Consider the following 26517-nt stretch of genomic DNA (forward strand, 5'->3'; position numbering starts at 1 on the left):
CACTGCTTGCCCGACACCCTACAGTGTTCGCTGTCGGCAAACCACCGAGGCAACGCATCATGGGCATCCCGCTTCCGAACACCCCCGCCGCATTGATCGACGTCGGTCGCATGCGTCATAACATCACGCGCATGCAGGCGCATCTGAACGCGCTCGGCGTCAGGTTCCGGCCGCACGTGAAGACCACCAAATGCCGGCATGTCGTCGACGCGCAGATCGCTGCCGGTGCGCAGGGCATCACGGTGTCGACGCTCAAGGAGGCCGAACAGTTCTTCGCGGTCGGGGTACGCGACATCGTCTATGCGGTCGGGATGATTCCCGCCAGGCTCGGCCACGCGCTCGCGCTGCGCCGGCAGGGTTGCGACCTGAAGATCGTCACCGACAGCCTGCAGACCGCGCGCGCCATCGCCGAATTCGGGCGCGAGCACGGCGAGCGCTTCGAAGTCTGGATCGAAGTCGACGTCGACGGTCACCGCTCGGGAATTGCACCCGACGACGACCTGCTGATCGGCGTCGGCCGCGCGCTGGTCGACGGAGGAATGACACTTGGCGGCGTGCTCGCGCATGCCGGCTCCAGCTACGACTACGACACCCGCGACGCGCTGGTCGCGCTCTCCGAACAGGAGCGTAGCCGGACCGTGCGCGCCGCGGAGCGCCTCAGGGCCGCGGGTTTGCCGTGTCCGGTCGTGAGCATCGGTTCGACGCCGACCGCGTTGTCCGCGGAGCATCTCGACGGCGTGACCGAAGTCCGCGCGGGCGTGTACGTGCTGTTCGACCTCGTGATGCACAACGTCGGCGTGTGCGCGCTGTCCGACATCGCCCTGTCGGTGCTGACCACCGTGATCGGACACCAGGAAGAAAAAGGCTGGGCCATCGTCGATGCGGGCTGGATGGCGATGAGCCGCGATCGAGGCACGCAGCGGCAGGCGCGGGATTTCGGCTACGGGCAGGTGTGTACCGAAGACGGTGAAGTGCTCGGCGAGTACGTGATGAGCGCGGCCAATCAGGAGCACGGCATCGTGTCACACGCGGGGATGGCCGACACCGCGATCGCGAAGCGGTTTCCGATCGGCACCCGTTTGCGGATCCTGCCGAACCATGCATGCGCGACCGGTGCGCAACATCCGGAATATCTCGCGCTGGGCAGCGACGGCACCGTGCAGGCCTGGCCACGCTTCTACGGGTGGTAGGACGCCTCAAGGCCATGACCGGTGCGGCGGCAGATTTCGAGCGATGAAACCTGCCGCCGCACCCTCGCCCGATCGAAACTGAGTATTTGTCTAAACATAGACACATTCTAAAAACCGCGATCCGCATCGCATCCGACAGGCTGCCCCACCATGCCGACAGACGCCCACCTCCTTCTTCTCGACCGGGATGTCGTCGAACCGGCCCTCCAACCCGAACCGGTAATGACGGCGGTGCACGAAGCCTTCGTGCTGCACAGTCGACGTGCCGGGCGCGTGTTCCCGGTCGTGCGCGAAAGGCTGCATACCGGTGGCGTATTCGGCATCAAGTCCGGCGACGTCGCGAGCCAGGATCTGCTCGGCTTCAAGGCAGCCGGGTTCTGGCCCGGCAATCGAAACCGGGGCGGCGAGCCGCATCAGGCGACGATCGCGCTGTTCGATCCGGCCACCGGCCGTCCGCTCTGCATCATGGACGGCAATGCAATCACCACCGCCCGGACCGGTGCGGCCGGCGGCCTCGGCCTGCAGGCGCTGGCCCGCCGCGACAGTACGCGCATCTGCGTGTTCGGCACCGGCGTGCAGGCGCGCGTGCAGCTCGACCACGCGCTCAGACTGCTGCCGCAACGATGCTCGGTGCAGTATGTGAACGTCCGCGGCGAACCGGATGCGGTGTTCGAATCGGCATTCCGCAAGCGCTGCGACATCCAAATCACACAGGACTGGAACGATGCCGTGGCCGCTAGCGACGTGGTCATCACGGCCACGCCGGGCGGCGGCCCGCTGTTCGACGCGGACGCGGTTCAGCCCGGCACCCACCTGACCTGCGTCGGCGCGGACACCGCGGGCAAGCGCGAACTTCCCGAAGGCGTATTGGCGCGCGCGCGCATTTTCGTGGACGATCACGAGCAGGCGGGTAGCATCGGCGAATGTCAATGGGCGCCCGATCTGCCGCGCGCTGAAATCGGCGACGTGCTTGCCGGCACCGTGTCCGTTGATCGATCGCCGGGCGAGATCACCGTGTTCGACATGACTGGACTCGCGCTGCAGGACCTGACCGTTGCGCGTTTCCTGTACCGGCAGGCTGTCGAAAACGGCGCGGGACGTTCGATCCCGTGGCCGTGGTGACCGGCACCGGCGTGGTATCTTCCATCGTCATGCGTTTATCCAGAATTTCCGCCATCTCTTTCGATCTCGACGACACGCTGTGGCCGTTCGGCCCCGCCGTCGAACGGGCCGAGGCGTCGCTGCATGCGTGGCTGATCGCGCACGCGCCCGATACCGCGAGCGTCGTGCCCACGTCGCAGGCACTGGGCCAGTTGCGCAACGAATACGAACGCGCTCGGCCGGACCTCGTCAGCGACTTTCGTGCGTTGCGCATCGGATCGATCCGGCTTGCGCTCGAACGCGCGAACGAAGACGTCACGCTGACCGACCGCGCATACGACGTGTTCTATTCCGCGCGAAACCGGGTCGAGTTCTTCGACGATGCGTTGCCTGCGCTCGCGTGGTTGAGTGCGCGATTTCCGCTGATCGCGGTGACGAACGGCAATGCGGACCTTCAGCTGACCGGCGGCGGCGAGTTCTTCCGCGACACGCTCAGCGCGCGTGCGTTCGGATTCGCGAAACCCGAGCCGGAAATCTTCCATGCGGCCGCCGCGAAGCTCGGCGTGCCTGCGGCGGAGTTGCTCCACGTCGGCGACGACTTTCACCTCGATGTCGTCGGCGCGTTGAATGCGGGGCTGCAGGCAGCATGGGTCGTGCGCCACCCAGGGTCGGAAGCGGGGTACGCCGCGCGGCGCGCCCCGTCCCCGCATCTGACCGTGCGCGACTTGTCGGTGCTGTGCCGTGCGCTCGGCGGCCCCGTCGAAGCATCGTAAACACGATGCCTGCAAGCCTGCGCGATCGCGCGGTCGAGGGCGATCGCCCCCATCGGCACGACCGACCACCGCTTCACGCCGCCTTGCGCGCGTCCGCGATCCGTTGCGGCGCCTTCGGTCGCGCATAAAGCCGCTCGAGATACGCGCGCAATTGCGGGAACGGTTCGATCAGGTGGCATTCGCTCGCCCAGTCGATCAGGTAAACCGTCACGCAGTCGGCCACCGTCAACGAGTCGCCGACGATGAACTGGCGTCCTTCGAGATGCTTGTCGAGAATCGCGGCCATCGTCGCGAAATCCTCGCGAGCCAGCTCGATATCGGCCGGCGAGCGCTTTTCCGGCGGATAGATGAACGAATGACGCGTAATCCGCCACAGCGGCTGTTCAAGCTCCGTCACCGCGAACATCACCCACCGATAGGCCTGCGCGCGCAGCGCCAGATCGACGGGCAGCAGCGCCTTCTCCGGGTACTTGTCCGCGAGATACAGCACGATCGCAGCCGACTCCGGAATCACGAGGTCGCCGTCCACGAGCACGGGCACCTTGCCGGCCGGATTGAGGCGCAGGAATTCGGGCCGCTTGTGCTCGCCCTCGAGCAGGTTGACCGACACGTACTCGAAATCCGCGTCCAGTTCCTTGAGCCCCCAAAGCGCGCGTTGCGAGCGCGTGCCGGCGAATCCGTAAAGCTTCATCGCAATGTCTCCATCGATAATGTCGGGGAAAATCGCCGCGCGCAGCCGGCGGCCCATCGGCCGCGACGACCGCGCACGCAGCGCCCGTCGCCGCTCACATGCCCGGCACCGCGAGCACCGGCATCACGTCGATTGCGTCGCCGGGGAACAGCGTGAAATGCGGATGACCCTCGAACAGCGCGGCGGCCGCGTCGTGCGATGCGGCGCGCACGACGGTGAAGCCGCTCATCGCATTGGCGGTGTCCGTCACGCCGCCCTTGCCGATGGTCTTGGTCTTGCCGAGCGGCCCGCCGAGCTCGACGATCGCATCGCGATGTCGATCGACCCACGCGTGCCATGCGGCGATCCCGTCGCGCTCCCGCGTACGCCGCTCGTCCTCGGGCAGCGCCATCCACGCCTTCATGCCCGGGCTATCCTTGCTGCCGAGGAATACCGCGAGATACAACTGCTCTTGCGCACTCATGCTTCCTCCGTCCGATGGCGGGAACGACGGGCTGCCGCTCCTCGCCCTTGACACAATAGGTTGATATCAACACAATTGCAACATGGCACGCAAAGAAACACTCCCTTTCGAAACGACACTGATGGTGCGCGATTGCTGCCTGTGCCTGCACATGCAGCGCGCGGCGCGCAATCTCGCGCGCATCTTCGACGATGTGCTGCGTCCGCTGGATCTCACCAACGGCCAGTTTTCGCTGTTGATGTCGCTGAACCGGCCACAGCCGGCCGCGATGAAATCGGTCGCGTCATTGCTCGCGATGGACCGCACCACGCTGACCGCCGCGCTCAAGCCGCTCGAGCGGCGCGGGCTGCTCACGATCACGCGGGATCCGGACGACAAGCGCAGCCGCCTGCTCGAACTCACGCCGGCCGGTCATCAGTTGCTCACCGAAGCATTCCCGCTATGGCAGCAAACGCACGCCGACATCGAACGGCCGTTCGCAGCAGGCGAAGTCGATGTGTTGCGCGGGCAGTTGCGCGCGCTGTCGGAGGATCCGGCTACCCGCGGCTGACGCGGCGCGCCACGCGCTTCACTTCCGCCCCTTCTTCGGCATCAGCAATTGCGCGAACTCCTGCAGGAAGCGCACGGGCCCGTACGCGTGCAGCGCCTGCCCGCTGCTGAGCGCGCCGTCGATGACGGTCGCGAGCCGCAGCGCGTAGGTTTCCGGTTCGTCGATCCGCGTCGCGCTGGCCAGCTCCGTCAGCCGGCGCCGCAATTCCTGCTTGTGCGCGATGGCGACCTTGCGGGCCGGATGATTGCCGTCCGCGTACTCGGCGGCGATGTTGATCTGCGGACAACCGCGATAACCGGGGCGCTCGATGCGCTCGCCGATCCATTGCAACTGCGCGTCCAGTTCCTCGCGCGGCGTGCGCCGGTATTGCGCGGCCACCGCGTCCCAGTGTGCCCAGAAATCCGCATCCTCGCGCAGCAGGAACGCCTCGATCAGGTCGTCTTTCGTCGCGAAGTGCCGGTACAGGCTCGTCTTCGCGACGCCCGCCCGCGCAACGATCAGGTCCACGCCGACCGCCCGCGTCCCTTCCTGGTAGAACAGCGCGCTCGCCGTCTGCAGAATGCGTTCGCGCGTATCGGGCGCGCTCCCGTTCGTGTCCGTTCCCTTTTTCATCCAAGCCCGGCCGCCGAGGCCGCTCGTCCCGCGAAAGTGGGTCCGATGATAGCACCCGGAAGTTGACTACGCTACAGGTCTGTACTATAAAACATACCGATCTGTATCGGAGCTGATCATGGACGATCGAATGACGGTTGCAGTGTATGGCGCCACGGGTCACACGGGGCGGTTCGTCGTGGCCGAACTGGAACGGCGCGGGCTCGGCACGATCCGCATCGGGCGCGATGCCGCGCGCCTCGCGCAAGGCGGCCACGACGCGGCGCCGTGGCGCGTCGCATCGGTCGACGATCCGGCAGCGCTCGACACCGCGTTGCGCGGCGCGCACGCGGTGATCAACTGCGCGGGCCCGTACCTCGATACCGCGCTGCCGCTCGCCGATGCGGCTTTGCGGGCAGGCATCCCGTATCTCGACCTGACTGCCGAGCAGCCGTCGGTCCAGGCGCTGACCGACCAGCGCGACGCCCGCGCACGCGCCGCCGGCGTGACGCTCGTGCCGGCCGCCGCGTTCTACGGCGGCCTGGCCGATCTGCTCGTCACGGCGATCATCGAGCCACGCGAGCCGATCGAGCGCGTCGACGTCGCGACCGGCCTCGACAGCTGGCATCCGACGCGCGGCACGCGCGTGACCGGCGAGCGCAATCATGCGATCCGGCTGATCCGGAAGGACGGCAAGCCGACCGCGGTGCCGTCGACGCCACGTGAACGCAGGTGGCCGTTCCCGTCGCCGCTCGGCGACGTCGACGTCACGCTGCTGCCGTTTTCGGAAGTGATGACACTCGCGCGTCATCTGCGCATCGATACGATCGAGTCCTGGCTCGCGACGCGCGCGCTGCGCGACGTGCGCGATGCCGGCACGCCGCCGCCGCGGCCGGTCGACACGCTCGGCCGCTCCGCGCAGCAATTCGCGATGGACGTGGTCGTCGTGCAGAACGGCAGCACGCATCGCGCGACCGCGTCGGGACGCGACATCTATGCGGTGAGCGCACCGATCATCGTCGAAGCGACGGTCCGCTTGCTGAGCGGCAAGGCGTTGACGTCGGGCGGCGTGCGCAGCCTCGGCGAACTGTTCGACGCACGCGATTTCCTCGCGGCGCTCGACACGGTGACCGTATCGTTCGATACGGTCACCGATCGGAATTTCAACCGGAGGAACGAGCATGAGCCGCAATAGCAAGGAGAAAGCCGCGTATTTCCGTTCGCTTCACCGCGCGGGCCAGCCGCTCGCGTTGTTCAACGTGTGGGACGCCGGCAGCGCGCGCACGGTGGCCGACGCGGGCGGCGTCGCGCTGGCGACCGGCAGCTGGTCGGTCGCGGCGGCCAACGGTTTCGTCGACGGCGAGCAGATGCCGAAGGCGCTCGTGATGGAAGTGCTCGCGCGGATCGCGCAGGCGACCGACCTGCCCGTCACCGTCGATCTCGAAAGCGGGTATGGCGAGCGGCTGGAGGATGTCGCGGACACGATCGCGCGCAGCATCGAGGCCGGTGCGATCGGCTGCAATCTCGAGGACAGTTTTCCGGCGACGGGCGAGCTGCGCACCGTCGACGCTGCGGCGACGCGTCTCGCGGCGGCGCGGCAGACGGCCGACCGCGCGGAGATCGGCTACTTCATCAACGCGCGCACCGACGTGTTCTTCAAGGCCGCGGCCGACACGCACGACGAACGTTTGCTCGACGACGTGCTGACTCGCGCGCGTGCGTACGCGGAGGCCGGTGCTGACGGCCTGTTCGTGCCGGGACTGCGATCGCCGGCGCTGATTCGCGCGCTGACGGCCGCGTCGCCGCTGCCCGTGAACATCATGCGTGTCGCGGAAGCGCCGACGCTGGCCGAACTCGCGTCATATGGCGTCGCGCGCATCAGCCACGGGCCATACCCTTACCTGCAGGCGATGAAGACGCTTGCGGCGGTGGTCAGAGAGGGTGAATAACGAACCGATTACATCCGATGTAATTGGCGCGCGGCACGGCAGTCCCTACGATTCGGGTGTCGCGCCGCCATTGCGGCGGCGCTCATCACCCAGGAGACGTCATGTCCAGCCATCCACTTCATTCGGTTGATTCGGCCCCTGCCGAGTCGAAGCCCGTCCTCGAGCAGCTCCGGAAAACCTTCGGCATGGTTCCGAACATCGCGGCGGCCATGGCCGCATCGCCGGTGCTGATCAACGGCTTCATCGGCCTGTTCGAGCGGGTGCACGCGAGCAGCCTCACGGAGCCGCAGATCCAGACACTGCTCCTCACCAACGCGGTCACCAACGCAAGCGAATGGCCGGTCGCATTCCACACCGCGCTTGCGTTGAAACAGGGCGTGCGCGCCGCCGACATCGATGCGATCCGGCGCGGCGATCTGCCCGACGACACGGAACTGGCCGCGCTGTCGGCAGTGGCGCGCGCACTGATCGAAACCCGTGGCCACATCGCGGAAGCCGACCGCCGGGGCTTCCTCGACGCCGGCTTCAGCGCCGATCAGTTGCTCGAAGTGATTGCCGTGGTCGCCGCGTCGACGATCACGAACTACGTCGGCAGCGTGACCCGGCCGGTGCTCGAGGCGCCGTTCGACGCCTTCGCGTGGCATGCACATGCCGCGTGAGTTCGATATAGTCATCGGCGTCGCTCACGGAACGATCAGGACTACGGGATGAACACCAGCCGCAGCGATCCGAACGCGCCGCCGCATGAACTGGGCCGGCTGTTGCGCTACTGGCGCGACCTGCGCTGCGTGAGCCAGCTCGACCTGTCGCTCGACGCCGGCATCTCGCAGCGCCAGATCAGCTTCATCGAAAGCGGACGCAGCGTGCCGGGGCGCGACACGCTGCTGGCGCTCGCGCAGACGCTGGATGTCCCGCTTCGCGAGCGCAACGCTCTGCTGCTCGCCGCCGGATACGCGCCCGTGTATTCGGATGCACCGTGGGACGCGGAGGAAATGCACGACGTGATCCGCGCGCTCGAGCGTGTCGTCCGCCAGCATGACCCGTTCCCCGCGATCGTCATGGACCGGTACTGGAACGTGCTGATGACCAACGACGCGGCGCCGCGTTTTTTCAACTGCTTCATCGACATGGCTGCGCGCGAAGGCCCGCGTAACCTGCTGCGCCTGATGTTCGATCCGTCCGGCATGCAGCCGTTCGTCGCCGACTGGGACAGCGTGTCGCGCAGCCTCCTGCAGCGCGTATACCGCGAATCGGCCGGTCGCGTGATCGACGGCGGCATGCAGCAGCTGCTCGACGAACTGCTCGCCAGTCCACACACGCCGCGCGACTGGAAAACACCACCGATCCCGGCCGCCGCGCCGTCGACGCCGGTCGTGCCAGTCGGCTTCGTCCACGAAGGCGTCGTGCTGCGCTATTTCTCGCTGATCACGACGGTCGGTACACCGCAAAGCGCCGCCGCGCAGGAATTGCGCATGGAGTGCATGTTCCCGGCGGACGACGCCACCGAGTCACGGCACCGGCAGCTGCTCGACGCGCACGCGCCGATGCGCTGAGGAACTTGCCGATGCGCGATCGCACACGTCGGTACGCTTCAATCCGTCACTCGGCCAGCGCCGGCGCCACGCCCACGCGCTTCGGCACACCGGTCACGATCGTCGCGACCGCCACGGCCAGCACCGCGGCCGCACCCAGGAACACGCCGCCCGCGCCGTTCGCATCGAACACGACGCCGCCAGCCGCCGCGCCCGTCGCGATCGCGAGCTGAATCGCCGCGACGATCAGCCCGCCCGCGCTCTCGGCCTCATCGGGCACGGTGCGCGTGACCCACGTCGACCATGCGACCGGCACGCCGCCGAACGCCATCCCCCACAACGCGACGAGCACCGCGTCGATCATCGGTGCGCGGCCGAGCGCGACGAGCGCGACGCCGAGCACGACCATCAGCGCGGGCATCCCGATCAGCATCGGTCGCAGCCGGTGCTCGAGCACGCGGCCTGCGAGCGATGTGCCGACGAAGTTCGCGATCCCGTAGCCGAGCAGGATCGCCGACAGCCCGTTCACGCCGACACCGGCAACCTGTTCGAGGAACGGCCGCAGATACGTGAAGAACGCGAAATGCCCGGTGAACACGAGGATCGTCGCGAACATCCCGAGGCCGACGGTCGGCCGGCGCAGCACGTCGACGAGCGTGCGCAGTCGCGTCGTGCCGCTCGGCGGCATCGACGGCAGCGTCATCACCTGCGACGCGAATGCGAGACCGCCGAGCCCGGCCGCGATCAGGAACACGTTGCGCCAGCCGATCAGGTGACCGAAATAACTGCCCATCGGCGCGGACGCGATCGTCGCGACCGCCACGCCGCTAAAGATGATCGACAGCGCGCGCGGCACCATCGCGGTCGGCACGAGCCGCATCGCGGTGGCGGTCGCCATCGTCCAGAAGCCGCCGAGCGCGACGCCGAGCACGACGCGGCCGATCAGCAGCGTCGTCAGGTTGGGCGCGAACGCGACCGCGAGATTGGACGCGACGAGCAGCACCGAAAACGCGAGCAGCACGCGCCGGCGGTCGATCGTGCGCGTCAGCGCCGAGATCAGCAGGCTCGTGACGAGCGCGACCGTCGCGGTGGCCGTGACGGCCTGGCCGGCCACGCCTTCGGTCACGCCGAGGCTGTCGGCCATCGGCGTGAGCAAGCTCGCGGGCAGGAATTCGGCGGTGACGAGACCGAACACGCCGAGCGTCATCGCGAAGACAGCGCCCCAGGCCGGCTCGCGGGGGGCCGCCGTGGTGGCGGCAGAGGAGATTCCGGGATTCATGCGTCGTTCCGAGTCGTATAGGGAAAATACTGATGACGACGTATCGTAAGGAACGGCGGCAGGACGGTCTATGACATACAATCCGTTCTTGTTGATCGATCGTCCGAATTTCGCGATGTCCGAGCCCCTGCTTCCTCCCGTCCCCGACGTGCACGACCTCGTCAGCGAGCTGCTGCTGGGGATGCGCCTGAGCGGTGTGCAATACCGCCGCATCCAGGTGCCGCGGCCGTTCGGGCTGCGTTTCGGCCATGCGCCGGGCCGCGCGCAGTTCCATTTCGTCGGGCGCGGGCCCGTGCTGCTGCGCGACGCGGACGGCACGACGATGCGACTCGAGGCGGGCGATGCGATCCTCCTGCCGCATGGCCGCATGCACGCGCTGGTGTCCGATCCGGATGCGCCGTGCCGCGAGATCGGCGGGTTCGAGGCCGCAAAGATCTGCGACACGGTCGCGTCGGTGGGCCCGACGTCGTGCGTCGCGACGGAGCCGGCCGCCGGCGATGCGCTGATCTTCAGCGCGTGCATGGAGCTCGATCTCGGCGGCATGCAGCCGCTCGTCGGGACGATGCCGGAATTCATGCACGTCGGCACGCTGCTCGCGCGCTACCCGGAAATCCGCCCGATGCTCGACGCGATGGAACGCGAATCGTGCTCCGAGCGCGCGGGCTTCGCGGGCATCCTCGCGCGGCTCGCGGACGTGGTCGCCGCGTTCATCGTGCGCGGCTGGGTCGAATGCGGATGTGGCGACGCGGCGGGCTGGGTGCAGGCGCTGCGCGAGCCGAAGCTCGGCCGTGCGATCGTCGCGCTGCATCGCGATCCGGGGCGCAACTGGAGCGTCGCGGAACTCGCCGCCGAAGCGGGCGTGTCGCGCTCGGTATTCGCCGAGCGCTTTCTCGCGGCCACCGGGATGACGCCGGTGCGTTACCTGACCGAGCTTCGGATGCGGCTCGCCGCGCAGTGGATCGCACGCGAGGGCGAGACGATCGAAGCCGTGGCGTACCGGCTCGGCTACGGGTCGCTCGCGGCGTTCAGCCGCGCGTTCAAGCGCGTGGTCGGCAGGCCGCCGGGTGCAGTGCGCGCAGCAGGCGACACGCACGCCGACGTGTGACGTGTAACGCTTCGCGCGCAGCGCGGAGCCAAGCGAATACCTGCCGAGTCACGCCGGCATCGCTCGATCCGCCGTCGCCCGTGACGATTGCGTTCAACCGCCGTGCGCGTCGAGCTTGTCCACCAGCGCCGTCGCGCACTCCACGGCCAGTGCCGCGCACTGTTGCGCATCCACCGGCGCGCCGTTCGTCATCGCGCCCTGCACGATCCGGCCCAGCAATTCCTTCGCCAGGTCGGCGATCTCGTGTTCCCGTTCCGTCATGATGTTCCTCCCGTGCGTCGGCCGATGGCGGCGACGCGCTCAATCCCCTCCCCGCTCAATGCCCTTTCGCCCGCACGACGATCTGCGCCTGCGTGTCGCGTTCGATGCGTTCGAGCGACGCACGCAGCGCCGTGAACTCGTCGGGCGTGCAGACCTGGCGGCCGAACTCGGCCATCATCCGCCGCGTGACCTGCACAACCCGCGTGGCCGCATCGAATACGTAATGCGACGTGAAGTCGACGAAGCGATCGTGCACGGCCGCATCGGTCGGCAGGTCGGTCACCGCGACGTCGGCCGGCAACGCGATCTGGCCGGTCTCCTCGAACGTGCCGCCGATGCATGTCCACGGCTGCGTGCGCACGGGTTCGGCCAGCCAGCCCTCGACCTGCGTCGCGATGCCGCCCGTGAGGCTCGACAGCACGGGCATGGCGGTCGTGCCGTCCGGCCACACGAAGTGATCGAGCGTGCCGGCATACGTCACGTCGAACGGGCCGCCCGTCGCACGGCGATCGCTCGTCGTGATCCATGCGCGGCCGCGCAGCCCGCTTTGCCGCAGGCGTTCGTTCGCGAGCTGCCGGATGCGGTCGGGCGCCGCGCGGCGAAACAGCGTGCGTTCGAGTTCGGCAGTCCAGCCGTCGTCCTCGACGAGCGCGTGAAATCCCGTGGGGCCCGGTTGCGCGGCATCGATCGCCACGCGCGCGATGCGACGCTTCGGCTGCATGGTGGGCGTGCGCGACAGCACGCCAGTGTCGACGAGCAGCGCCGGCCTGTCCATCACGATCGGCGGCAGGTAGCCGAACGCGATGCCGGCCGTCGTGGTGTCGGCGTAGAGGCCGAGATCGGGCAGCCACGTGATCGCGTGATTGATCGCGCCGCCGCCGTAACCGGGCACCGACGGCAGCGTGTACACGGAGCCGAGATTGATCAGCACCGGTTCGCTGCGGATGCCCACCGCCGCGAGCAACGCGCCGAACAGCGCGACGTGGTCCTTGCAGTCGCCGTAGCGGTTGCGCAGGATGTCGGTCACGCGATGCGGCGCGGCGGCCGTCTCGCCGAGAAAGAGCGCGACGTAGCGCACGTTCGCCTGCACCCAGTCGTACAGGATGCGCGCCTTGTCGTGCGGATCGGCAGCACCGGCGGTGAGCGCGCGTGCGAGCTGCACGACGGCCGGATCGTTCGCGCTCGCGTCGACGGCCGCGTTGCGGTAGCGCGCGGCGAACGCCGCATAGTCGGGCAGCGTGGACACCACGAGCCGGTCGCCGTAGGTCGGGTAACCGACCGCGCCGCTTTCGATGCGCTCGTACGGGCCGTGCCGGTAGTCGAATTCGTAGCGCGTGCGGCCGTTCGCGGTCACCGGCGGCAGCGCGACGTAGCCGCGCGCGTCCGCGTGCAGCGTCATGTCGGCCGGCACGTCGAAGATCAACCGCTGCTGCTCCACCGGCTCGCGCGAAGGCTCGACGTAGTAGCCGAAGTAACCCGCGTTGACCGGCCTCGTGCGCGACTTGCGGAACGCGATGCGCGTGCCCGACCCGGCCTCGACGCCCGGAAACACGACGGTGCGCAGCAACCCGTCCTGGAAAGTCGGCGCGCCGGCCGAGCGCGGCTCCTGGACGTCACGGATGCCGTCGTGGCCGACCGGATGCGCGACGCCGTCGCGATCGATCGTCTCGGCCGCGAGCAGGTCGACCTTCTCCAGGTTCTTGTCGAACCACACGTAGCGCTGTGCGACCGCGTCGATGCCGTTCGCGTTGTTCGCGCGCAATGTCGAATCGTCGTGCTCGTCGAGCGAACCGTCGTGCTGAATCACGAATTCGTGGACATCGCTGACGAGCGTGACGGGTGCTTCGTCGGCCGCGCCGTTCGCTTCGTCCACGGTTGGCCCCACGCCGGGCGTCGCACCGACGGCGTTCGATGCGCCGAACGCGGCGGCGCATGCCAGCACCCAGCCGGCCAGGCCGACAGAAAAGCGCACCACATCGCACCTCGTCGCGGTTCACGGAAAGCGCGGTCGCGCAGCGGACAGGCCCGACCGCGCACCTCTCGTGTCGGCCAGTGTGGGCGCCGCATCCGCACGCGTCAAGCCGGTGCACGCCGACCTACAATGAAACATGGAAGCGTCATCGCGTGCGCCCATCGGCGTACGCTCGCGACGAGGAGGCACCATGGAAAACGGGATCGTGGAAGTCGTCGTGCTGCTGGCGTTCGTTGCGTTCGCCGTGCTGTTCTTCGCCAAGCGTCCGGGACGCGACAGGCTGAGGGCCAAATTCCATCATCCGCCGCTGCGACGGCCCGACCGCCCGCACCGGCATCATCAGCCCTGACGGCTGCGACCGGGAGTTGCTCCCCGCGCGGCCGTGAACGCGAGCGACATCGGCATGTATCACGTCGTCGCCGCGCGGTTCTGCACGTGCGAATCGGCAAGCGTGCTCACGTTGTTCGACCCCGCCTCGAGGCTCGCATAGACGCCGCCGAGCGAGAACGCGCGCATCGGCAACGCAGGCATCACGGCCACGCCGAGCGCTTGCGACATCCCGTACGCTCCATGCAGGGCGTCGGGCACGATCATCGTCGGTATGCTGCCGCCCGCAACGCCATACACAATCGGCCCGAAATGCAGCACGACGAAGCTGACGAAGATCGGCAGCATCACCGCGCCTCCGAACGCCGCGTGCAGCGGCGTCATCCTCTAAAGCTAGTCGACGCCGGGCCGCCACACCAGTCCGCACATTCCACGAGACCCGGCCGGCGGCGCGGCGCCGCTTTCAACGCGTAAGCGACCGGCACGGCACGCCTCGCCGCACCGCTTCGCGCGACCACGCGCCGGCCGCAGCATAGTCGCGCGAACGGAAAACGCGTCGTCGCACTGACCGGCCTCGCCGGCTCCTCCTTCCGCCTTCCCCATCACCGTTCTCCCACCGATCGATCACATCGGTCGCGTCATTCGCATCGTTCGCACGGTTAGCCGGGTTCGCGCCGAACGTGCTGCCCGCTCGCGTCCCGCTCTTGCGTTTTTCCGCGCATTTCGGCTTCTGTGCGCGCGCAACAATGGCGGTGCCTCGCGGCCGGCGCCGTCCGGGGGCAGGTTTCCACGACGCCGGCCGCGGCGGTTCTTGAAAACCACATCTCACGAGGACATACCATGCAACTCCAATCCCATCCGGCGTGCCGTCCGTTTTACGAAGCAGGCGAACTCACGCAACTGACCGCGTTCTACGAAGAAGGCCGCAACGTCATGTGGATGATGCTGCGATCGGAGCCGCGGCCGTGCTTCAACCAGCAACTCGTCACCGACATCATCCATCTCGCGCGCGTCGCACGCGACTCGGGCCTGCCGTTCGACTTCTGGGTGACGGGCTCGCTCGTTCCCGAGCTGTTCAACGTCGGCGGCGACCTGAGCTTCTTCGTCGACGCGATCCGCAGCGGCCGCCGCGACCAGCTGATGGCCTACGCGCGCTCGTGCATCGACGGCGTGTACGAAATCTACACCGGCTTCGGCACCGGGGCGATCTCGATCGCGATGATCGAGGGCAGCGCGCTCGGCGGCGGTTTCGAGGCCGCCCTCGCGCACCACTACATGCTCGCGCAGAAGGGCGTGAAACTCGGCTTTCCCGAGATCGCGTTCAACCTGTTCCCGGGCATGGGCGGTTATTCGCTGGTCGCGCGCAAGGCGGACCGAGGGCTCGCGGAAACGCTGATCTCGTCCGGCGAGGCGCATGCGGCCGAGTGGTACGAGGATCGCGGGCTGATCGACCAGACGTTCGACGCGGGCGACGCGTATCTCGCGACGCGCACCTTCATCGACGTGATGAAGCCGAAGCTGAACGGCATCCGCGCGATGCTGCGCGCTCGCGAGCGCGTGTTCCATCTCACGCGTTCCGAGCTGATGGACATCACCGAGCAATGGGTTCACGCGGCGTTCACGATCGAGCCGAAGGATCTCGCGTACATGGAACGTCTGGTGATGCTGCAGAACCGGCGCGTGTCGAAGCTGCGCACGGTGTGATGTGAGCGAAGCGCCGCCGCGAAAGCGGCGGCGCCCGTCATGCGGTGACGCTCAGGCGATCAGCCTGAGCTTTCTCGTTTCCGCGAGCCAGCCCTCGAACGCCTGGGCCGGCATCGGCCGCGCGAAGTAGAACCCTTGCGCGTGATCGACGTTGATCTGCTTCAGGAATTCGGCTTCCGCGTGCGTCTCGACACCTTCGGCGACCACCGAGAAACTCAGCGCCTTCGCGAGCGACACGACCGAGCGCACAAGCGCCTGCGAGCGCGGGTTGCGGTCGATGCCCGTGATGAACGTGCGATCGAGCTTGATCGAATCGAGCGGCAGCCGGGACAGCTGCGACAGCGACGAATAGCCGGTGCCGAAATCGTCGAGGTGAATCTCCGCGCCGAGCTGGCGGAACTGCTTCATCAGCTCGTGCGCCGATTCCTCGTCCTCGATGAAGCTGCTTTCGGTGAGCTCGATGTCGACGAGACTCGGCTTCAGCCCCGCGCCGTCGAGGATCGTCGCGAACTGGTCGACGATGTTCATGTCCTGCAACTGCCGCGCCGACACGTTCACCGCGATCCGCACGCCGAGCCCCTTCGCCTTCCACGCGGCGGCCTGCGCGGCCGCGGTGCGCATCACCCAGCGGCCGAGCGGCGCGATCAACCCCGACTCCTCCGCGAAACGGATGAACTCGATCGGCGCGACGATTCCGCGATCCGGCGACTGCCAGCGGATCAGCGCCTCGACGCTGTGCACGTCGCCCGTCGCGATATCGACGACCGGCTGGTAGTGCAGCACGAACTGCTCTTCCTCGAGCGCCTTGCGCAGGTTCGTGTCGAGCCACATGTACTTCGCGACCTTCTGGTTCATCTCCAGCGAGAACACGCGGTACGTATGCTTGCCCTCTTCCTTCGCGACGTACATCGCGGTGTCGGCGCTGCGGATCAGCGTTTCGAGCGAATCGCCATGCTGCGGATACATCGCGATGCCGATCGAGCAGCTCGTGTAGACCTCCACCAGCCCGAGGTGGATCGGCGTACGCAGCCGCTCGAGGATGATCTGCGCGGTCGCCTCGAGCAGCGGCCGCGTGCCGTGCTCGAACAGCACCAGGAATTCGTCGCCACCCAGCCGCGCGAGCGTCGCGCCGGACGGCAGGCAGCCGCCGATCACCGCGGACACGTCCTGCAGCAGGCGGTCGCCGGTGATGTGCCCATAGTGGTCGTTGACGCGCTTGAAATTGTCGAGATCGAGGAACAGGATGCCGACCTGGCCGCGCACGTCGCCGCGGTCCGCGGCCAGCGCGACACGGATGCGCTCGCTGATTGCATGACGGTTCGGCAAGCCGGTCAGCACGTCGGTATTCGCGAGCTCGGTGAGCCGCTGCTGCGCGTTGCGCTCCTCGGTGACGTCGATGCCCGAGCAGATCAGGAACTGCTCGTCGACACCGCTGCCGCTCTGCACGAACTTGTTGCGGAACTGGAACAGGCGCGGGCCGTTGACCGTGTTGATGTAGCGCTCGACCGCGAACGAGCGGTTGTTCTGGAAAAAGCCGGTGATGTTGCTGCGCGACTGCGCCCCCTGCTCGGGGCTCATGAACAGCTCGAACGCGCTGCGGCCGATCACGTCGACCTCGCGCTTGCCCGTCACCTCCTCACACAGACGGTTGAAGCGCTGCACCATGCCGTTGCGGTCGAGGATCACGACGAGCGAATTCACTTCGGACACGACCTGCTCGGCGAATGCGAGCCCGTGCGCGAGGTCGCTCGCGACGGACGCGGTATCGGAATAGGCGGAGGCCGTGCCGGCCCAATTGGCGGTATCGACCTTCCTGCCGACCAGATGGAGGCTGACCGGATCGCCGAACAGCGCGAGTTCGAGCACGAGGTGCGACGTGACGCCGGTGAGCACGCGGATCCGCGCAGCCTGCTCGCCGGTCAGCGCCACCGCGACATTGGTCAGGCCGCGAACGGCGGCCAGTTCGAGTGCATTGCTGTCGCTGCCGAGACGCCAGCATGGGCTACGCGTACCGAGATGCGCTTCGAGCACGGCGCTATCGTTTTCGTCATCCATGGACACGCCCCGATCCAGAAAAAACGCACAGTGTAGACGGAGGCGAGCCGGCTGCCACCGATCCCCGGGCGCGCTGCGCGCGTACCCGTCGGGGCAGTCGTGATGACTGTGCCAGCGGCCCTCGTTCCGTACTTGTTTCCAACCAATGCGAACCGGCGTTCGCGCATGTCGCGCGCAGGTTTCCAAGCGAATGATGGAAGCCATCTTATCAAATGACGAAGAGGATTGGCACTCACATTTGGAACGGAGTGTCAAGGAATCGCAACTCGATTGGCACGGCGGACTTTTCGTGATTGGCGGCACGCACGCGGGCGCGCGCAGCGGTCCTGACCGGGCCCGGCGAATTCCGCTTCGCGCCTTGCCCGGCGAGCGTTTGCGGGAAATCGACACCGCCCGCAACGATCCGCCCCGGCGACATTCCGGCGGGGTCGGATCGCATTGAGCGGTATGCAAAATCGGGAATTTCCATTTCCACTCATGCGGGAATGGCCATCTTTATTCCCATATTCGCTGCAATATCGGGCCGATTATTGCGAGCGAACATATCGCCGCGTCGCGCGGGCATTGCGGCAGCATGTCATTGCGGCAGCATGTAATGGAACCGGTGCGATGACCCGGCCGCGACACGCGAAAACCGTCCGGCGGACACGCCACCGCACCGTTTCCGCGCGTTGCATTGCATGGCGCCGCTCAGCCCGCCGCGCCGTAACCGCCGCCGCCCGGCGTTTCGACGACGAACACGTCGCCCGGTGCCATCTGCGCGCGGCCGACGTGCTCGAGCGTCTCGACCGTGCCGTCCGCCCGCTCGATCGTGTTGCGGCCGAGCGCGCCGGCCTCGCCGCCCGCGGCGCCGAACGGCGCGTGGATCCGGTTGTTCGACAGGATCGACGCCGTCATCGGCTCGAGGAAGCGGATCCGCCGCACGGCGCCGTCGCCGCCGCGCCAGCGCCCGCCGCCGCCGGAACCCGCACGCAGCCGGTGCGATTCGAGCCGCACCGGGTAGCGCCATTCGAGCACCTCCGGGTCGGTCAGCCGCGAGTTCGTCATGTGCGTCTGCACCGCACCGACGCCCGCGAAACCGTCGCCCGCGCCGCTGCCGCCGGCGATAGTCTCGTAGTACTGGTAGCGATCGTTGCCGAACGTGAAGTTGTTCATCGTTCCCTGGCTCGATGCGACGCAGCCGAGCGCACCGTACAGCGCGTTCGTGATCGCAGACGACGTCTCGACGTTGCCCGACACGACCGCCGCCGGATATTCGGGGTTCAGCATCGAGCGCGCCGGCACGATCACCGTCAGCGGCTTCAGGCAGCCGGCGTTCAGCGGGATGTCGTCGCCGACCAGCGTACGGAACACGTACAGCACGGCGGCCATGCAGACGGCCTTCGGCGCGTTGAAGTTGTTGTCGAGCTGCGCTGACGTCCCGGTGAAATCGATCTCCGCCCGGCGCGCGGCGCGATCGACACGGATCGCGACGCGAATCCCCGCGCCGTTGTCGAGCGGATAGCGGTACGCGCCGTCCTGCAGCGCACCGATCACGCGCCGCACCGCCTCTTCCGCGTTGTCCTGCACGTGTCGCATGAACGCGAGCACGACGTCGCGGCCGAACTGCTCGACCATCCGGCGCAGCTCGTCGACGCCTTTCTGGTTCGCCGCGATCTGCGCGCGCAGGTCGGCCATGTTCTGCTCGACGTTGCGCGCCGGATAACGGCCCGACGCGAGCAGCGCGCGCGTGTCGGCATCGCGCAGCACGCCCGCCGACACGAGCTGCCAGTTGTCGATCAGCACACCTTCCTCGTCGATGTGCGTCGAATCGGGTGGCATCGAGCCCGGCGTGGTGCCGCCGATGTCCGCGTGGTGGCCGCGCGAGCCGACGTAGAACAGCGGCGTGTCCGAGCCGTCCGCGAACACCGGCGTGATGACGGTCACGTCCGGCAGGTGCGTGCCGCCGTGATACGGATCGTTCAGCATGAACACGTCGCCGTCGCGCATGCGGCCGCGGTTGCGCTCGATCACCGTGCGGATGCTCTCGCCCATCGAGCCCAGGTGCACGGGCATGTGCGGCGCGTTCGCGATCAGGTTGCCGTCGCCGTCGAAGATCGCGCACGAGAAGTCGAGCCGCTCCTTGATGTTGACCGAATACGCGGTGTTCTGCAGCCGCAGCCCCATCTGCTCGGCGATCGACATGAACAGGTTGTTGAAGATCTCGAGCCGTACCGGATCGGCGTCGGTGCCGAGCGAGCGGCGCGTCGGCAGCGGCGTCGTGCGCGTCAGCACGAGGTTGCCCTGCGCGGTCATCCGCGCGCGCCAGCCGGGTTCGACGACGGTCGTGCCGTTCTTCTCCGCGACGATCGCGGGGCCGTCGATCGCGTCGCCGGCGAGCAGCGTGTCGCGCACGTATAGCGCCGCGTCGTGCCATTGACCGCCGGAATAGAAACGCACGGCGCTGTGCGCGTGCGGCGCCGCGCCCTCGTCGCGCGGCTCGAGCGGCGCGATCTCGACCGGTGCATCGGAGCGGCCGATCGCCTCGACCGATGCGAGTTCGGCGACCAGCGGCGTGCCGGGCATCAGGAACGCGTAGCGTTGCCGGTACGCGGTTTCGAACGCCTGCTGCATCGCCGCGACGCTGCCGGCCGGCACGTCGAGCGCGGAATCCGTGCCCTGGTAGCGCAGGTGCACGCGCCGCGCGGTCGCGATGCGCTCCAGCGGCACGCCCTGTTCGAGCAACGCGCCGACCGCATCGTCGGTCAGCCGGTCGAGCGCGGCATTCAACGCCGGCAACGATTCATCGGACAACACGGCCTCCACCGCGCGCTCGCGCATCGCGGTCTGATCGGCAAGCCCCATCCCGTAGGCGGACAGCACGCCCGCGAGCGGATGCGCGAACACCTGCGTCATCCCGAGCGCGTCGGCCACGCCGCACGCGTGCTGGCCGCCCGCGCCGCCGAACGTCGTCAGCACGTAGCGCGACACGTCGTGGCCGCGCTGCACCGAGATCTTCTTGATCGCATTCGCCATGCTGCCGATCGCGATTTCCAGGAACCCTTCGGCCAGCGCCTCGGGTGTGTCGCGCCGCCCGGTCGCCGCGTGGATCTCGTCGGCGAGCGCCGCGAACTTCGCGGCCACGCCGTCGCGGTCGAGCGGTTCGTCCGCGTGCGGGCCGAACACGCGCGGGAAGTGATCGGGCTGGATCTTGCCGAGCATCACGTTGCAGTCGGTCACCGTCAGCGGGCCGCCGCGCCGGTACGCGGCCGGCCCCGGGTTCGCGCCGGCCGATTCGGGCCCGACGCGCAACCGCGCGCCGTCGAAGCCGAGCACCGAGCCGCCGCCGGCCGCGACCGTGTGGATGCTCATCATCGGCGCGCGCATCCGCACGCCGGCCACCTGCGTCTCGAACACGCGCTCGAATTCGCCGTTGTAGTGCGATACGTCGGTCGACGTGCCGCCCATGTCGAAGCCGATCACGCGCTCGAAGCCGGCCGCGCGCGCGGCGCGCACCATTCCGACGATGCCGCCGGCCGGGCCGGACAGGATCGCGTCCTTGCCCTGGAACGCATCGGCGCGCGTCAGGCCGCCGCTGCTCTGCATGAACTGCAGGTTCACGCCGGGCATCTCGTGCGCGACCTGCTCGACGTAGCGGCGCAGGATCGGCGACAGGTACGCGTCGACCACGGTCGTGTCGCCGCGCGACACCATCTTCATCAGCGGCGACACCTCGTGCGACACCGACACCTGCGTGAAGCCGATCCGGCGCGCGAGGTCCGCCAGCGCACGTTCGTGTGCGGTGTGGCGATAGCCGTGGATCAGCACGATGGCCAGCGCCTGCACGCCCGAGTCGAACACGCGGCGCAACGCCGCTTCCGCGCGTTGCACGTCGAGCGGCACGACGACGTCGCCGTGCGCGCCGATCCGCTCGTCGATTTCGATGACGGTCTCGTACAGCGCATCGGGCAGCACGATGTCGAGATCGAACAGGCGCGGGCGGTTCTGGTATGCGATGCGCAGCACGTCGCGAAAGCCGTGCGTCGTCGCGAGCGCGGTGCGTTCGCCCTTGCGTTCGAGCAGCGCGTTGGTCGCGACCGTCGTGCCCATCTTCACCATGTCGACGCGTTCGGGCGTGATCGGCTCGCCGTCGGCGAGGCCGAGCAGATGGCGGATGCCGGCCACGGCCGCATCGCGATACTGCCCGGGATTCTCCGACAGCAGCTTGTGCGTGACGAGCGAGCCGTCGGGCCGGCGCGCGACGATGTCGGTGAAGGTGCCGCCGCGGTCGATCCAGAATTGCCAGCGCGCGGCGTCGGAGGAAACGGGGAAAGTGTGTCGGTCAGTCATGGCGATGAACTCGATGCGTCGTTGAAGCGAAGGACGAGCGCCGCCGCACGGCGCGCGTCGCGCGCCGCGTCAGGGCTTCGATGAAAAGGGGACTGCGAAAAGGCGGCGGGCGGATGCCCGCTCGGGCGGCGTTAAGCGGCGTCGAGTTCGCGGCCGCGCGTTTCGGGCAGCGTCAGCGCGGCGACGATCACGACGCCGTACGCGGCGACCGCGAAGATGCCGATGCTCATGCCGAGCCCGTACTGCTTCGACAGCGCGCCGATCAGGAACGGGAACAGTGCGCCGATCGCGCGGCCGACGTTGTAGCAGAAGCCCTGGCCCGAGCCGCGCACGCGGGTCGGGAACAGTTCGGTGAGGAACGCACCCATCCCGGAGAAGATGCCCGACGCGAAGAAACCGAGCGGGAAGCCGAGCCACAGCATCGACGCGTTGGTCAGGTTCAGCGACGTGTACGAAAACGCGATCACCATCGAGCCCAGCGCGAACAGGATGAAGTTCGGCTTGCGGCCGAGGCGGTCGGTCAGGTATGCGCTGGTCAAATAGCCGACCCACGAGCCGAAGATGATCATCGCGAGATAGCCGCCGGTGCCCATCACGGTCAGGTGCCGCTCGGTCTTCAGGAACGTCGGCAGCCAGGTCGTGATCGCGTAGTAGCCGCCTTGCGCGCCGGTCGTCAGCAGCGCCGCGCGCAGCGTCGTCGACAGCAGCTTCGGCGCGAAGATTTCGGTGAGACGCGGTGCGTCGGCTACCTTCGCCTGCGAGGCCTTCTCCTTCTCGTAGACGTCGGGCTCCTTCACGTAGCGGCGGATCACGACCACCAGGAGCGCCGGCGCGAGGCCGACGAGGAACAGCGCGCGCCATGCCTGCTCGGCCGGCAGCACCGAGAACAGCAGCGCATACAGCAGCGCCGACAGCCCCCAGCCGATCGCCCAGCCCGACTGCACGAGGCCGACCGCCTTGCCGCGATCGCGCGCGCGGATCACTTCGCCGATCAGCACCGCGCCGGCCGTCCATTCGCCGCCGAAGCCGAAGCCCATCAGCGCGCGCGCCGCGAGCAACTGGTGATAGTTCTGCGCGAGCCCGCACAGCGCGGTGAACACCGCGAACCACAGCACCGTCAGCTGCAGCGTGCGCACGCGGCCGATCCGGTCGGACAGGATCCCGGCGATCCAGCCGCCGAGCGCCGATGCGAGCAGCGTCATCGTGCCGATAAAACCGGCGTCCGCGAGCGAGATGCCCCAGGTCGCGACGAGCGTCGGGATCACGAACGACAGCATCTGCGTGTCCATCCCGTCGAGCATGTAGCCGACCTTGCAGCTCCAGAACGCGCGGCGCTCGCGCGCCTGCGCGTCCGCATACCATCCGAACAGGCCGTTGCGCGCGGGGCCCGCGGGGTCGGCGGCGGGCGCCGCGAGAGTCTTGCTTTCCATGGTGAAGCTCCTGTCGAAATGTGCGGTCGAAACCGTGCGTGTGGTGCGTGGTGCGTCGTGCGCGCGAGCGCCGGGCGCGCAGCTGCGCGCCGCCCTCGGGTCAGGCGAATCGTGTGCGGTCGCGGCGCGCCGCCACGTCGGGGCCGGATCAGCGAACGCGCGGGCCGCCGCTCCGGCCGGGTCAGAACACGGCCAGCGACGCGTTCGTAATGTCGGTCATCAGCATGTAGCCGGGCGTATGCGCGATCGCGAGCGGCAGCTTCGCTTCCATCAGCGCCGTTTGCGGCGTCACGCCGCACGCCCAGAACACCGGCAGTTCGTCGTCGCGCACCGTCACGGCGTCGCCGAAATCGGGGGCGCCGAGATCGGCGATGCCGAGTTCACGCGGATGGCCGATATGGACCGGCGCGCCGTGCACGCCCGGAAACCGGCTCGTGATCTGCACTGCGCGAATCGCGTCGGCGCCGCGCAGCGGGCGCATCGATACGACCAGCTGGCCGCCGAAGATCCCCGCGCGGCGATTCGGAATCGACGTGCGGTACATCGGCACGTTGCGACCCTCCTCGATGTGGCGCAGCCCGATCCCTTCACGCGCCAGCATGTCCTCGAACGAGAACGAGCAGCCGATCGCGAACACGACGAAATCGTCGCGCCACAGCGCCTCGAGCGATTCGACCCGCTCGGTCAGGCGGCCGTCGCGGTACACGTTGTAGCTCGGCACGTCGGTGCGGATGTCGAGATCCTCGCCGAGCACGTCGAGCCGGAACGCGCCCGGTTCGCCGACGCCCAGCAGCGGGCACGCCTTCGGGTTCGCCTGGCAGAAGCGCAGGAAATCGTGCGCGTACGCGTTCGGCAGGATCGCGAGATTCGCTTGCGCGAACGGGCCGCACTGGCCGGCCGTCGGGCTGCGGAATGCGCCGTTGCGTACGGACTGGCGGAATTCGGAAGGCGTCATGATGGTCGTTGGCAGATCGGTATGTCGTCGGGATGACGGTTGCGTCAGCGGATACGGCGAAGAATAGAAAAGAAAAAATTTTGTCGCCAACGAGTTTTTTTGCGCCGCGTGTATAGAATTCCTTAACGGATCTCGGGGTTTTCCCCGGTCCCGTTCACTTTTCTTCACCGGCAAGCTGCGCGTCCACCGTCCGCCCGATCGCCATGAACACGCGTTTCCTCGAAACCTTCGTCACGCTCGCGAAGCTGCGCAACTTCCGCACGACGGCCGCCGCGCTGCATGCCACACCGGCCGCGATCTCGCAGCGCCTGAAGGCGCTCGAGGATGAATTGCAGACCGTGCTCGTCGATCGCGACAGCCGCGAGTTCCGGCTCACACCGAACGGTGAATATCTGCTCGGCTATGCGAAGGCCGTCGTCGAGGCCACGCACGAGCTGCAAGCCGCCGCTGCCGGCGAAAGCGCGCTGCGCGGCAAGCTGCGGCTGGGCGTGATCGAGACGGTCGTGCACAGCTGGCTGCCGCATTACCTGCGCCGCCTCGCCGCCGACTATCCGCAGCTGGAGATCGACCTGACCGTCGACGTCAGCGTCGTGCTGCAGCGCCGGCTGATGGCCGGCGAGCTCGATCTGATCATTCGCGTGGAGGGCAGCGACGAGGCATCGGTCGTCTGCGACGCGCTCGCAAACTATCCGGTGCGCTGGATCGCGCGTGCCGGGCTGCTCCCGGCCGCGCGCACGGGGCTCGCGCGGCAGGTGCTGCGCCAGCCGATCCTGACCTACGGGCGCGGCACCGCGCCCCACCGTGCGCTCGAGGACATCGTGCGCACGCTGGCGCACGCGCACGGCGTGCCGCTGTCGGAGACGCGCATCACCGGCTCGCCGTCGATCTCGGTGATCGTGCAGCTCGTGCGCGACGGCTTCGGCGTGGCGGCGATTCCGGTGCTGTTCGTCGATGCGTTGATCGCCAGCGGCGAGGTCGTCGAGCTGCCGCTGCAGCCGTCGCCGCCGTCGATCGTCGTGTCGATGTCGCGGCGGGCGGATGCGCCGAAATTCGTGCACGGCGCGTCGATCGCGGCGCGGGCTGCGTGTCACGAGTATTGCGAGAAGAGCAACCGGTTGCTGGTCGAGGCGCTTTGAGGTGCTTTGAGGTGGTTCGACATCGCCGCGCGAATCGCCCACAATCGCGTTCGGCGCTTGTGACGCCCGCTTCGCTTCGTGAATGCCGGCATGGCCGTCAGGCATTCATCGTTTCGCACGCCCCTGCACGACAAGAAACAAGAAGGCAGACATGCAGACTCGCACCGCTTCCAACCCGTCCCTGAAACGCGCGCGCATCGTGGTCATCGTCGTGTATGTCGCGTCGCTGCTGCTGCCCGCGTTCGCCGAGCCGCCCAATGGGGCCGGTGCGGTGAGCTGGTGGCACGGCTACACGGTGCTCGCGCTCGGCTGGCTCGGAATACTCGACCTGCAGTTCGCATGGTTCGGCAATCCGCTGCTCGTCGCCGCGCTGGTCAAGCCGAACCGGACCGTGTCGGGGCTGCTCGGCGTCGCCGTGGTGCTCGCGCTCGCGTGGCATACGCTGCCGACCGACGCACGGGTCGAAACGATCCGCGATTTCGGATTCGGGTACTACCTGTGGATCGCGGCAATGGCCGGCGCGGCGGCATTGCCATGGGTCGGTGAGCGCAAGATGAAAGGCGCTGTCGCGACGGGCGAGGTTTCCGTCGCGGCCGAAAACGGCGCCGCCGATGCGTCGAATGCCGGCACGGTGCCGATCCGCTCGATCGGCAAGCCGGGCCGATGGACCGTCACCGCGACCGACACGCAGATCAGTGCCATCGACCCGCAAGGCGCGATACGCGGAATCGCGCTGTCCGCACTCGGCTCGGTGGCGATCGAGACCAACGACCAGGGGCCGTTCGTATCCGACGTGTGGTGGATGCTGTTCGACACGCGAAAGCAGCTTGCCTGCGCATTCCCGCAGGACGCGAAAGGCGCGAAGGCGGCGGTCGACCGGCTGCTCGACCTGCCCGGCATCGATCATCGCAAGGTCATCGACGCGCAGACGTCGGTCCGGAACGCGATGTTCCCGATCTGGGCGCGCGCGACGCAGACGGATGCGCCGCGCGACGTCGACCCGCAACGCGCAAACTGAACGATGCGTCGTCGACGCGATCGTCCGGGAAGTGCGCCATGCCCTCCTTGGTCAAGACTCAGCCGGATATCGCGTACATCAGCACGACCGTCGCGCTTCCATAGCC

The 26517-nt window shown here is 67.9% G+C and carries 25 protein-coding genes; 14 read left to right on the plus strand and 11 right to left on the minus strand.

The window, feature by feature from the left end; all coding sequences use genetic code 11:
• Positions 1-59 precede the first annotated feature (59 nt).
• From ACV22W_RS04360 to ACV22W_RS04370, 3 genes are all read left to right on the plus strand, one after another.
• Positions 60-1190 carry a DSD1 family PLP-dependent enzyme gene (locus tag ACV22W_RS04360; RefSeq protein WP_448017971.1) on the plus strand — a complete coding sequence of 377 codons (1131 nt, stop codon included), beginning with the start codon at positions 60-62 and terminating at the stop codon, positions 1188-1190.
• Between the two features lie 150 nt (positions 1191-1340).
• Positions 1341-2312 carry an ornithine cyclodeaminase family protein gene (locus ACV22W_RS04365; protein ID WP_448017973.1) on the plus strand — a complete coding sequence of 324 codons (972 nt, stop codon included), beginning with the start codon at positions 1341-1343 and terminating at the stop codon, positions 2310-2312.
• Positions 2313-2341: 29 nt separating this feature from the next.
• On the plus strand, positions 2342-3064 hold the full coding sequence (locus tag ACV22W_RS04370; RefSeq protein WP_448017975.1) for an HAD family hydrolase: 723 nt from the start codon (positions 2342-2344) through the stop codon (positions 3062-3064).
• Positions 3065-3137: 73 nt separating this feature from the next.
• Here the strand turns inward: ACV22W_RS04370 and ACV22W_RS04375 are convergent, their stop codons facing one another.
• Positions 3138-3755, minus strand: coding sequence for a glutathione S-transferase family protein (locus tag ACV22W_RS04375; protein ID WP_448017977.1), 618 nt, complete (start codon positions 3753-3755; stop codon positions 3138-3140).
• 94 nt (positions 3756-3849) lie between these two features.
• On the minus strand, positions 3850-4218 hold the full coding sequence (locus ACV22W_RS04380; RefSeq protein WP_448017979.1) for a hypothetical protein: 369 nt from the start codon (positions 4216-4218) through the stop codon (positions 3850-3852).
• An 82-nt stretch (positions 4219-4300) separates the two neighbouring features.
• Between ACV22W_RS04380 and ACV22W_RS04385 the strand changes: the two genes are divergently transcribed.
• On the plus strand, positions 4301-4768 hold the full coding sequence (locus tag ACV22W_RS04385; RefSeq protein WP_448017980.1) for a MarR family winged helix-turn-helix transcriptional regulator: 468 nt from the start codon (positions 4301-4303) through the stop codon (positions 4766-4768).
• Between the two features lie 18 nt (positions 4769-4786).
• Here ACV22W_RS04385 and ACV22W_RS04390 read toward each other — a convergent pair whose 3' ends face one another.
• Positions 4787-5380 carry a TetR/AcrR family transcriptional regulator gene (locus ACV22W_RS04390; RefSeq protein WP_448017982.1) on the minus strand — a complete coding sequence of 198 codons (594 nt, stop codon included), beginning with the start codon at positions 5378-5380 and terminating at the stop codon, positions 4787-4789.
• Positions 5381-5498: 118 nt separating this feature from the next.
• On the opposite strand from ACV22W_RS04390, the gene ACV22W_RS04395 reads away from it, so the two are divergent.
• The 4 genes from ACV22W_RS04395 to ACV22W_RS04410 all read left to right on the plus strand — a co-directional run bounded on the left by ACV22W_RS04395 (position 5499) and on the right by ACV22W_RS04410 (position 8861).
• Positions 5499-6554 (plus strand): saccharopine dehydrogenase family protein, encoded by a 1056-nt coding sequence (locus ACV22W_RS04395; RefSeq protein WP_448017984.1) that lies wholly within the window; start codon positions 5499-5501, stop codon positions 6552-6554.
• Positions 6541-7308 carry an isocitrate lyase/PEP mutase family protein gene (locus tag ACV22W_RS04400; protein WP_448017986.1) on the plus strand — a complete coding sequence of 256 codons (768 nt, stop codon included), beginning with the start codon at positions 6541-6543 and terminating at the stop codon, positions 7306-7308. Before ACV22W_RS04395 ends, ACV22W_RS04400 begins: the two co-directional genes overlap by 14 nt.
• Before the next feature lie 101 nt (positions 7309-7409).
• Positions 7410-7967 carry a carboxymuconolactone decarboxylase family protein gene (locus ACV22W_RS04405; protein ID WP_448017988.1) on the plus strand — a complete coding sequence of 186 codons (558 nt, stop codon included), beginning with the start codon at positions 7410-7412 and terminating at the stop codon, positions 7965-7967.
• A 48-nt stretch (positions 7968-8015) separates the two neighbouring features.
• Positions 8016-8861 carry a helix-turn-helix domain-containing protein gene (locus ACV22W_RS04410; protein WP_448017990.1) on the plus strand — a complete coding sequence of 282 codons (846 nt, stop codon included), beginning with the start codon at positions 8016-8018 and terminating at the stop codon, positions 8859-8861.
• Between the two features lie 46 nt (positions 8862-8907).
• Here the strand turns inward: ACV22W_RS04410 and ACV22W_RS04415 are convergent, their stop codons facing one another.
• A complete protein-coding gene (locus tag ACV22W_RS04415) occupies positions 8908-10119 on the minus strand; it encodes an MFS transporter (protein ID WP_448017992.1) in 1212 nt (403 codons plus the stop codon).
• Between the two features lie 70 nt (positions 10120-10189).
• Between ACV22W_RS04415 and ACV22W_RS04420 the strand changes: the two genes are divergently transcribed.
• Positions 10190-11224 (plus strand): AraC family transcriptional regulator, encoded by a 1035-nt coding sequence (locus tag ACV22W_RS04420; protein ID WP_448017994.1) that lies wholly within the window; start codon positions 10190-10192, stop codon positions 11222-11224.
• A 93-nt stretch (positions 11225-11317) separates the two neighbouring features.
• Here ACV22W_RS04420 and ACV22W_RS04425 read toward each other — a convergent pair whose 3' ends face one another.
• Both ACV22W_RS04425 and ACV22W_RS04430 read right to left on the minus strand, forming a co-directional pair.
• Entirely contained in the window at positions 11318-11485 is a 168-nt protein-coding gene (locus tag ACV22W_RS04425; protein WP_448017996.1) for a hypothetical protein, read from the minus strand.
• 55 nt (positions 11486-11540) lie between these two features.
• Positions 11541-13460: a DUF3857 domain-containing transglutaminase family protein gene (locus ACV22W_RS04430; RefSeq protein ID WP_448017998.1), complete on the minus strand. Its 1920-nt coding sequence runs from the start codon at positions 13458-13460 to the stop codon at positions 11541-11543.
• A 187-nt stretch (positions 13461-13647) separates the two neighbouring features.
• Here ACV22W_RS04430 and ACV22W_RS04435 point away from each other — a divergent pair, with 187 nt between their 5' ends.
• Positions 13648-13806: a hypothetical protein gene (locus ACV22W_RS04435; RefSeq protein WP_448018000.1), complete on the plus strand. Its 159-nt coding sequence runs from the start codon at positions 13648-13650 to the stop codon at positions 13804-13806.
• Between the two features lie 59 nt (positions 13807-13865).
• Here the strand turns inward: ACV22W_RS04435 and ACV22W_RS04440 are convergent, their stop codons facing one another.
• Positions 13866-14168: a hypothetical protein gene (locus ACV22W_RS04440; RefSeq protein WP_448018002.1), complete on the minus strand. Its 303-nt coding sequence runs from the start codon at positions 14166-14168 to the stop codon at positions 13866-13868.
• Between the two features lie 456 nt (positions 14169-14624).
• Here ACV22W_RS04440 and ACV22W_RS04445 point away from each other — a divergent pair, with 456 nt between their 5' ends.
• Complete coding sequence (locus ACV22W_RS04445) at positions 14625-15488, plus strand: crotonase/enoyl-CoA hydratase family protein (protein WP_448018004.1); 864 nt, start codon at positions 14625-14627, stop codon at positions 15486-15488.
• A 51-nt stretch (positions 15489-15539) separates the two neighbouring features.
• Here the strand turns inward: ACV22W_RS04445 and pdeR are convergent, their stop codons facing one another.
• The gene (gene pdeR, locus ACV22W_RS04450; RefSeq protein ID WP_448018006.1) at positions 15540-17543 is read right to left on the minus strand and encodes a cyclic di-GMP phosphodiesterase; all 2004 of its coding nucleotides are present in this window, start codon (positions 17541-17543) and stop codon (positions 15540-15542) included.
• A gap of 190 nt (positions 17544-17733) precedes the next feature.
• Here pdeR and ACV22W_RS04455 point away from each other — a divergent pair, with 190 nt between their 5' ends.
• A complete protein-coding gene (locus tag ACV22W_RS04455; protein WP_448018007.1) occupies positions 17734-17985 on the plus strand; it encodes a hypothetical protein in 252 nt (83 codons plus the stop codon).
• A 248-nt stretch (positions 17986-18233) separates the two neighbouring features.
• Here the strand turns inward: ACV22W_RS04455 and ACV22W_RS04460 are convergent, their stop codons facing one another.
• From ACV22W_RS04460 to ACV22W_RS04470, 3 genes are all read right to left on the minus strand, one after another.
• Positions 18234-21872, minus strand: coding sequence for a hydantoinase B/oxoprolinase family protein (locus ACV22W_RS04460; RefSeq protein WP_448018009.1), 3639 nt, complete (start codon positions 21870-21872; stop codon positions 18234-18236).
• 131 nt (positions 21873-22003) lie between these two features.
• Entirely contained in the window at positions 22004-23302 is a 1299-nt protein-coding gene (locus ACV22W_RS04465; RefSeq protein WP_448018011.1) for an MFS transporter, read from the minus strand.
• A 181-nt stretch (positions 23303-23483) separates the two neighbouring features.
• On the minus strand, positions 23484-24257 hold the full coding sequence (locus ACV22W_RS04470) for a putative hydro-lyase (protein WP_059466092.1): 774 nt from the start codon (positions 24255-24257) through the stop codon (positions 23484-23486).
• 203 nt (positions 24258-24460) lie between these two features.
• Here ACV22W_RS04470 and ACV22W_RS04475 point away from each other — a divergent pair, with 203 nt between their 5' ends.
• Together ACV22W_RS04475 and ACV22W_RS04480 are read left to right on the plus strand one after the other, a co-directional pair.
• Positions 24461-25393 (plus strand): LysR family transcriptional regulator, encoded by a 933-nt coding sequence (locus tag ACV22W_RS04475; protein WP_448018013.1) that lies wholly within the window; start codon positions 24461-24463, stop codon positions 25391-25393.
• A gap of 151 nt (positions 25394-25544) precedes the next feature.
• On the plus strand, positions 25545-26411 hold the full coding sequence (locus tag ACV22W_RS04480; RefSeq protein WP_448018015.1) for a hypothetical protein: 867 nt from the start codon (positions 25545-25547) through the stop codon (positions 26409-26411).
• Positions 26412-26517 lie beyond the last annotated feature (106 nt).

The organism is Burkholderia sp. AW49-1, from assembly GCF_053427845.1.